An 8,044-nucleotide genomic window follows, 5' to 3' on the forward strand; every position below is an offset into this window, starting at 1 on the left:
GGGGGGGGGGTGAGGGCTGGAGTGTCAACGAAGTGAAAGTCGTCGGTATGCCGGCGCCTGCCCTCACCCCCGGCCCCTCTCCCGCAAGCGGGAGAGGGGAGCAAACAGTCTGGTGTGTTTTGCGTTGTCAGAACGAAAGCGCGGCGCCCTGGGGCGCCGCGATTGCTTTCATGCCGGACGAGCTTTGCGTCCGGGATTAACCGCCGGCGGTCTCGCGCAACGACGCCATGTCGATCACGAACCGGTACTTCACATCATTGGCCTGCATGCGCTGGAAGGCCGTATTGATGTCCCGCACATCGACCATTTCGCAACTCGGCAGCACGTTGTGCTGCGCGCAGAAATCCAGCAACTCCTGCGTGTCCTGCAGGCCACCAATCAGCGAGCCCGAGATCGACCGGTTGTTCATCAACAGCAGCGCGCCGTGGATCGGCTCCAGCGGCTCCAGTGCACCCACCAGCACCAGCACGCCGTTGCGCCCAAGCAGCATCAGGTAGGGGTTGACGTTGTGTTTCATCGGGATGGTGTCGAGGATAAAGTCGAAGCGGTTGGCCGCCGCCTGCATGGCCTTGGGATCCTTCGACAGCAGCACATCGGTGGCGCCGAGCGCGCGGGCGTCGTCGGCCTTGCCGGCGGAGGTGGTGATCACCGTGACCTCCGCGCCCAACGCCACGGCCAGCTTGACCGCCATGTGCCCGAGGCCACCCAGGCCAACCACCGCCACCTTCGAGCCCTTGCCCACGCCGTGGCGGCGCAGCGGCGTCCACACCGTGATGCCGGCGCACAGCAGCGGCCCGGAAAATCTCATATCGAGGGCGTCGGGCACGCGCAGCACGAACTTCTCGCGCACGACGATGCTCTCGGAGTAGCCGCCGAGGGTGATCTCGCCGGTATGGCGGTCCTTGCCGTTGTAGGTGGCGGTCAGGCCCTTCGCGCAGTTCTGCTCGTGCCCGTCGTCGCACGACGGGCAGTCCTGGCAACTGTCGACCATGCAGCCGACGGCGACCCGGTCGCCCACTTTGTAGCGGCTGACTTGCGGGCCGACGGCGGTGACGTGGCCGACGATCTCGTGGCCGGGCACGCACGGATACACGGTGCTGCCCCAGTCGTTGTTGACGGCATGCGCGTCCGAGTGGCAGATGCCGCAGTAGTCGATTTCGATGGCGACATCGTCGGCGCGCAGTGCGCGGCGCTCGATGCCCATCGGGGTGAGGTCGGCGTGCGCGGCGCAGGCGCCATAGGCTTTGCAGGTGGTCATGATGGCAAGTGAATTAGGAAGGAAGGGGAGAGAGTCCGGCCGGCGAGAGCCTGCCGGACCCGTTCAAGGGTTACGCCTCGATGCTCGGACGCATCCACGGTGCCGGCGTCATCTCTGGCGAGGCGATCTGGTTGGAGATCCACTTGCCCATGCGGCGTAGCGGCTCGATGGCGTCCTGCGGCGCGGCCCACTTCATCGCGGCCGCATAGCCGAGCGATACGATGCGCTGCGCGCCGTACAGCGGCAGCTGGTCCTTGAGCTCGTCCTTGATGCTTTCGGGGTAGATGCCGACCGTCTGCGTATAGGCATCCACCGCCGCCATCACCTCGTCGAGCGAATCGACCGGCACGAGATTGGCGGTGCGGTCGTCGAGCAGGGTGGCAAAGGAAACCGGCTCCGGAATCTGCGAGCAGATGATCGCGCCTTCGCCATCCTTGCCGCCGATGACCTGGTACCACTCGTCATCGAGCCGCAAGGCGTCCACCTCGGCCTTCAGCTTCTGGTCGTACCGCCTGGGCGCGGTCGAAAGCGTGTTCGGCAGGCCCAGCATGGCGTCATAAACATGACGGCCGAAGGCATTCAGTTTCCGCAGGCCTTCCTCATCGGTGCCGCTTTGCACGTAGACCACGCGGGCACAGACGCAGCCCTTCTGGTTCAGCGCACCGATGTCGCTGGCCAGCCGCAGCGCGGCCTCGCGCATGGTGTCCTCGCTGGCGAAGGTGTCGCGGCCGATGATGCTGGCGCTGCGCTTCGGGTCTAGCGAGATCAGTTCCAGGCCCGGCTGAATGTATTGGATGACGTGCTTCATCGAAGCGAAGCCGCCCCAGGCGACGATCTTCTCCAGGTTCTGCGGCTGGTACAGGCGCTCCTCGAGCGCTTCGTCTCCGCCCTTCCAGTAGGCCACGCTCAGGTGGCGGGTCAGCGGGTGGTCGGGCGCCATGTCGATCATGGTGAGGGCGATGGCCAGCGCGGTGAACGGGTCGTTCGACGGCGCCTTGATGATCGCGTCGCTGCGCAGCACCATGTTGCGGATGATGGTGAGCAGCGACAGGCTGGGGGCGTTGCCCGCGACGATATGCAGGGCGCGTGCGCCAAAGCAGCGGACTTCCAGCTCGGTGCCGTCGATCAGCTTCTGCTGCACCCAGCCTTCCAGGTACCTGATGCCGACCGTGCTCTCCACGGCTTCGGTGATCGCCTCGCGCGACAGCATGTTGCGCAGGCCCATATAAGTGCCCTTGACCATGGTCGGGGTCACCGGCGCAGTGTGGTAGGAGAGCGCGCAGGCTTCCTGCAGGTGCGGGTTGGTGGCGAGATCCAGGCGCTCGCCAAGGGCTTCGGCGTAGTCGAGGATATCGTCGAAGTTCAGCTTGTACAGATCGGCAAGGCGGGCCGGGTTGCCCAGCGGCAGCTTGTCGAGATACTTGTGGGCGTCCGGGGTCAGGAAGGTCAGGTCGCCGCCGCGGCCGCCGACTTCGACCAGGTTGTCGGTGATGACCTTGCCGCGGATGATCATCGGCGCGATTGGGAGGTTGTTGGCGTAGGACATGTCTAAAGGATCGCTCTCGGTACTGGTTATTGCTCGATGGTGTTCAGGAAGTCCATGGCCTCGCGGTGCGAACTTTCGGTGGCGGCGCAGGTGATCTTGTCGTCGCCGCCACTCTTCTCGCTGTAGCGCTGCACGCCGCCGGTGACGTAGCGGCTCGGGCGGCCGCAGGCGCAGGGCTTGTCCCATTCCACGGTGACCTCGTCGCCGGTAATGAAGCCGCCCCAGTGGATGTCGGCGCCCAGGTCGTAGAATGCTGCGCGCCCCGTCACGCGGCCTTCGCGCGGCAGCGGCTTGCTGGTCTCCGGGTCCAGCACGAACGGGATCACGGTGTGCGTGAAGTGGAAATTGCCGTGCTCGCAGCGCGGGTTGGATCCGCTGACGAGTTCCGACATGGCGTAGGTCTCGTTCAGACGGCTGACGCCGGTGAAGCGCAGCACCTCTTCGCGCCAGCCCTCCGGCTGCGCCACGCCCTTGGCGCCGCCGGTGGTGGTGATAAAGGAATCGGGATGGAACATGCCCTCCAGTCCGCACTCGAGACCCGCCTTGGCCATGCCGTGCAGCAGGTTCCAGGTGGCGCCGATATAGACGCGCTTGCCGCGCAGCTTTAGCGCCGCTTCCTCGAAGAATGCGGCGAGATGCTGCGGCATCTCCGCCTGCAGCTTGTCGAATGCCTTCTTCTTCTGCAGCAGTTCCGGGCTGATCTCGAGCCGGTCGAGCGTACCCCTGGCATGGGCGGCGCGAATCCTGGCGCCGAGATGGAGCATGTCGCTGGAAAGCGTGGCCGGGTAGGCGGGGTGAAAGTTCTGCTCGCCCGGCAGCAGCGCGCGGATCATGAACTCGTTGGCGCGCACGTGGCTCAGGTAGCCCTTGCGGAAGTAGGGGTAGACGGTATGCAGGTTCGGGTCCGGCATATCGGCCCCTTCCTGTTGCCACACGAACAGCTTGCGGATGGCGGACGCCTTCTCCCATTCGCGCACGCTGTTGGGCAGGAACGAAACGGTACCCGAGGTGCCGGACGTATGGCTGATCCGCACTTCCGGCACGGCCTGGTCCATGGCGGCGAACCAGTCGTCGAGCCCCTGACAGCCGCTCACGTCAGCGCCGGCGATGCGCTCGGCGATATCCGGCGTGACCAGCTTGCCCAGCCACTTGTTGATCTGGGCGAAGCTCTTTTTATCGAGCAAGGAGGGCGGATAGGATTTGAAGACGGTGTGCTCTAACAACAGCGGTACGACGTCGTTAATCGTATCGATCTGCGTCACGCCTTCGGCGTCGGCGAGCTTCTTCAGTACCGGCACACTGTCCCGCAGCAAAGCGAAGCGCTGCTTCAGCGCCGCAAGCTGGATCGCATCGACTTCCTCGCGGGGCAGGTGTTGCCACGCATGGACGCTATGGTTGGCAAGCGCCGCCGGGTCGTTCAGCAGCAGCTCGGCTTTTTTCTCTAGAGACACTTCCGCAGGGGACATGGACAAAACTCGCTAGCTGGAATGGGAAGCCGACAATGGAAGGGAGCGATTCAGTATTCGGTGGAAGGTCGCCCGCGGTTTGTCGGCAGGTCAGTATAGGAGCGCGAAAGGCGATTCCGTCTCCGGATTCCGGAGCTGGATTTCTTGCATCAACTGTTTGAATTTAAAGGAAAAAATGGTTGATCGGTGGGGTGACTCTGTCTTCCAGGCAGTCGGGTGGCGGACCCGGCTAGCCTCGCCGACTACGTCCGAAAAGGGGGGGGATGCCATAAGAAATTGCGGGCAAGCTAAGCAGCTTGCCTGGGACAGATCAGGCATCGGCACATCCAGTTTCCCAACGCCTTTGATTGCCAGCCATGACATCCCGCAGGAATCCCATACCCGCCGAGACATTGCAGATCGAGGTACCGGCCAGGCCGCGCAAGCGCCCCCGGCAGGAGCGCTCGGTCTTGCTTGTCGATGCCCTCAAGGAGGCGGGATGGCAGATCCTGGAAAAGGAAGGGCGCGATGCCCTGTCGCTGGAGCGGCTGTCGGTGCGCGCCGGCGTGGCCGTCAGTTCCATCTACGAATACTTCCCGACGATGGAGTCGCTGGTCGTCGCCATTTTCGATGACTTTCGTGCCGAGGCGCGGAGGCGGCTGGTGGCAGAGCTTCAGGCGCTGCCGCCATCGACGAAGCTGTTCGATGGCATCATGCTGTTGCTCAATACTGGTATTCCGATGCTGCACAAGTGGGTGCAGCTCGACCGCGAAATGTTCGTCAAGTCATCGCAATACGACGAACTGGTGCGACTGGATCTGGTGAAGCCGGACCAGTACTGGACCTCCATGGCGACGGACGCATTGATGCAACGTTTCCCGGCCGAGGTGCTGGTGCGCGATCGCGCCAAGGCGCGCTTCATGGTGTTTCACGCCATCCTGGCACTGCCGCGCGCGATGGCGCTGATGCGCCCCGATTACCTCTTCGAGCCGGATACGAAGATCCTGCTGGCCCGCATGCTGCATTCGTTGCTGACCACCGGTGAAGGCGATGGCGTCAGCGGGCCTGCAGGATCGTGTGCGCGATGACGGCTCGCCCAGGGGCACGATCGTGCCTAGTCGTATGGGTCGCCAGCCTGCGTCTTGGTCGCTGCGATGGAAGCAGGCCCGCGCCGGAAAACCCAAGCCGCCGGCGCAATTTCCCGCGAGCGGCATTTATTCACAAACAGGAGTCCATATCATGAGCAACAGGCCTACGATTGTCTTGGTGCACGGTTTCTGGGGCGGCGCCGCGCACTGGCGCAACGTCATCCTTGAGCTGGCGCGCACGGGCTATACCTCCGTCCGTGCCGTCGAGCTTCCGTTGACATCGCTTGCCGACGATGCGGAGCGTACCCGCAAGATGGTTGCCCAGCAGAAAGGCCCTGTGCTGCTGGTGGGGCATTCGTACGGCGGCGCCGTGATCACCGAGGTGGGTGACCAGCCGAATGTGGTCGGGCTGGTCTATATCGCGGCATTTGCTCCCGACGCCGGGGAGAGCCCCGGCGGCATTACCCAGCAGCATCTTCCCGCCGCGGCGCCGAACCTTGAGCCCGATAGCGATGGCTATCTGTGGCTCAAGGCCGATAAATTCCACGAGAGCTTCTGCCAGGACCTGCCGCCTGACGACGCGCTGGTGATGGCAGTGACGCAGAAGGCGCCGCTTGCCACCACCTTTGGCGATACCATCACCGCGCCAGCGTGGAAGAAGAAGCCGTCCTGGTACCAGGTCTCCAGCGAGGACAGAATGATTTCCCCGGAAAACCAGCAGAACATGGCGACCCGGATGAACGCCAGGAAAGTCATTACCCTGGCGGCAAGCCATGCTTCGCTGGCATCGAAAGCTGCAGAGGTCGCGGCATTGATCGACGAGGCCGCAAGCGGGTCTGTCAAGGCGTAGCCGCTTCGCGCGATCGGATCGGACAATCGCTCCCGCGCCGGGAGCGGTTGTCCTTAGCCCGGCAGCTGTGAGGCAACTTCGCGGGTATCCGGCCATACTGATGGCTCAATACTCGTGCTTGGTCGGCGGGCCCTTGCGCCGCAATTCCGAGATGACCTTGTAGCGCACCGCAGGCACGTCGGCTAACTCCGGACGACGGTACGCGGCGATCTCGGCGCTGGTATAGGGCCGGAAATCCTCTGCCAACTGTTCCGCGCTGAGGCGCTTAAACAGCAGGTTGGTGACCGCCGCGAGTTCATCGTCCGTCACTGCGGAAGTGGAGGCGCGCCACGAACACTGATGATGAAGCGCCGGCCGGTTGGCCGACGAGGGCACCGACACGGTCCATGACGTTGACAAAGTTCTGGCCGTGGTCGAGCGCCGTGACTGTAGTCTTGCGCTTTTGCGTGCAAGGTGCCGTCTGCAACGGCTCGCGTGTTGGACTGGTACTACATTGGCGTGCGAATTCGAGAACACCGGCCAACGAACAGAATTAACGGTGACATTTTCGCCGCAAGCCAGGGCGCCTGACGAAATCGGCCTCCCCATCCTTTTCACGCTCTCGTATACGTTCGTCGCCGGGTTGGATCCCGTGAGCATTCAGCGCTGGCGCATCGGGGGGTACACGCTAGTGGAGCTCGGCGAGCAGCGCCCTGGCCTCCTGCAGGTCCGCGGTATCGAAGCCTTCTGTGAACCAGCCGTAGCTCTCGGCCAACATCTGGTGGGCCTCTGCTGGCTTGCCCTGCTGCCGCCACAGCCGGCTTAAGGCCATCACGGCGCGTAGCTCCAGCGAGCGGGCACCCTGGCCGCGAGCGATGTCACTGATTGACCCGGAGAGATAGTCATTCGTGTTCTTCCCTACGTCCCGACAAACAATCACCTCGGCGATCAGTACTTCACTTAGCGAGATGCAGCCATGGCCAAACAAACCGCAAAGAGGCCTGCACGGCACGGCATCGTACAAATTGAAGTGCCCGCCAAGCCGCGCAAGCGTCCGAGCCAGGAGCGTTCGGTCATGCTTGTCGACTCCCTCAAGAAAGCCGGCCGGGAAATTCTCGAGAAGGAGGGGCGCAATGCGCTGTCGGCAGCCCGCCTCTCCGAACGCGCTGGGGTGGCGACCAGTTCGATCTATGAATACTTTCCGACCATGGAGTCGTTGATTGCGGCAGTTTTTGAAGACTGCCGTGACGAGCTCCGGCGGAAACTTCCAGGAAAGGTACAGGCGCTGCCCGCCACCGCGACACTGTTGGACGGCATCCTGCTGATCGTGGAAAGCGGCCTGGGGCTGCTGCGTGAATGGTCACTGATCGATCCGGAATTCAATATCAGATCCGCATATTACGAAGAATTGGTACGGCTCTCTCTCGTCAAGCCGGAGCACTTCTGTGCATCTTTCGTGATACCGACCCTGATGGCCAGGTTCTCCGAGGAGATGCGGATACACGACCGTGAAAGGGCGGGATTTTTCGTCTGCCAGACGCTGCTGGCTGTTTCACGATCGATGATCCTCGAGAAGCCGGAATACCTGGGCAAGCCGGACACGCCGTTCTTGCTCGCGCGCATGCTGCACGCACTGCTGACTACGGACGCAGAGTCATTTGAGAGTGCTTGAGGCTCTCGCGTTTGCGTGACGTAGTTTGCCAGCCTACTGGCTTCCGGCGCGCATCCGCTACGACCAGGCCATCCGCTCCTTTCTTCGCCGTCGCCCCCCTCTCTCTTGGGCTGAGCTTTACCCACAAGTTATGGGCCTGAATTAAAGATTCGGAACATCTCGGTGATTTCGTGCAAGACGAGGAAGCCTCGCCAGATGACCGTGGC

8 protein-coding genes are annotated in these 8,044 nt (G+C 63.1%); 3 read left to right on the forward strand and 5 right to left on the reverse strand.

Annotation, left to right across the window (positions count from 1 at the left end):
• Window positions 1-196: 196 nt before the first annotated feature.
• The 3 genes from RM96_RS20255 to RM96_RS20265 all read right to left on the reverse strand — a co-directional run bounded on the left by RM96_RS20255 (window position 197) and on the right by RM96_RS20265 (window position 4,270).
• Window positions 197-1,258, reverse strand: a complete 1,062-nt coding sequence (locus tag RM96_RS20255) for an NAD(P)-dependent alcohol dehydrogenase (RefSeq protein WP_039013195.1) — start codon at window positions 1,256-1,258, stop codon at window positions 197-199.
• Between the two features lie 70 nt (window positions 1,259-1,328).
• Complete coding sequence (locus RM96_RS20260; protein ID WP_039013197.1) at window positions 1,329-2,804, reverse strand: acyl-CoA reductase; 1,476 nt, start codon at window positions 2,802-2,804, stop codon at window positions 1,329-1,331.
• 26 nt (window positions 2,805-2,830) lie between these two features.
• A complete protein-coding gene (locus tag RM96_RS20265) occupies window positions 2,831-4,270 on the reverse strand; it encodes a hypothetical protein (RefSeq protein WP_039013198.1) in 1,440 nt (479 codons plus the stop codon).
• 356 nt (window positions 4,271-4,626) lie between these two features.
• Between RM96_RS20265 and RM96_RS20270 the strand changes: the two genes are divergently transcribed.
• Together RM96_RS20270 and RM96_RS20275 are read left to right on the forward strand one after the other, a co-directional pair.
• Window positions 4,627-5,337 (forward strand): TetR/AcrR family transcriptional regulator, encoded by a 711-nt coding sequence (locus RM96_RS20270; protein ID WP_052279608.1) that lies wholly within the window; start codon window positions 4,627-4,629, stop codon window positions 5,335-5,337.
• A gap of 151 nt (window positions 5,338-5,488) precedes the next feature.
• Window positions 5,489-6,187, forward strand: coding sequence for an alpha/beta hydrolase (locus RM96_RS20275; RefSeq protein ID WP_039013199.1), 699 nt, complete (start codon window positions 5,489-5,491; stop codon window positions 6,185-6,187).
• 105 nt (window positions 6,188-6,292) lie between these two features.
• On the opposite strand, the gene RM96_RS20280 is transcribed toward RM96_RS20275, so the two are convergent.
• Window positions 6,293-6,496, reverse strand: a complete 204-nt coding sequence (locus RM96_RS20280) for a hypothetical protein (protein ID WP_052279609.1) — start codon at window positions 6,494-6,496, stop codon at window positions 6,293-6,295.
• 358 nt (window positions 6,497-6,854) lie between these two features.
• Window positions 6,855-7,001 carry a hypothetical protein gene (locus RM96_RS39425; protein WP_193752491.1) on the reverse strand — a complete coding sequence of 49 codons (147 nt, stop codon included), beginning with the start codon at window positions 6,999-7,001 and terminating at the stop codon, window positions 6,855-6,857.
• A gap of 141 nt (window positions 7,002-7,142) precedes the next feature.
• Between RM96_RS39425 and RM96_RS20285 the strand changes: the two genes are divergently transcribed.
• A complete protein-coding gene (locus RM96_RS20285; protein ID WP_039013200.1) occupies window positions 7,143-7,838 on the forward strand; it encodes a helix-turn-helix domain-containing protein in 696 nt (231 codons plus the stop codon).
• The last annotated feature ends 206 nt before the right edge of the window (window positions 7,839-8,044 follow it).

This window comes from Cupriavidus sp. IDO (genome assembly GCF_000812465.1).
GTDB lineage: Bacteria > Pseudomonadota > Gammaproteobacteria > Burkholderiales > Burkholderiaceae > Cupriavidus.

What these genes read in the sequence shown, in the direction of transcription:
- RM96_RS20255 (WP_039013195.1), bottom strand. Translation starts at nt 1,258, where the DNA reads ATGACCACCTGCAAAGCCTATGGCGCCTGCGCCGCGCACGCCGACCTC.
- RM96_RS20260 (WP_039013197.1), bottom strand. Translation starts at nt 2,804, where the DNA reads ATGTCCTACGCCAACAACCTCCCAATCGCGCCGATGATCATCCGCGGC.
- RM96_RS20265 (WP_039013198.1), bottom strand. Translation starts at nt 4,270, where the DNA reads ATGTCCCCTGCGGAAGTGTCTCTAGAGAAAAAAGCCGAGCTGCTGCTG.
- RM96_RS20270 (WP_052279608.1), top strand. Translation starts at nt 4,627, where the DNA reads ATGACATCCCGCAGGAATCCCATACCCGCCGAGACATTGCAGATCGAG.
- RM96_RS20275 (WP_039013199.1), top strand. Translation starts at nt 5,489, where the DNA reads ATGAGCAACAGGCCTACGATTGTCTTGGTGCACGGTTTCTGGGGCGGC.
- RM96_RS20285 (WP_039013200.1), top strand. Translation starts at nt 7,143, where the DNA reads ATGGCCAAACAAACCGCAAAGAGGCCTGCACGGCACGGCATCGTACAA.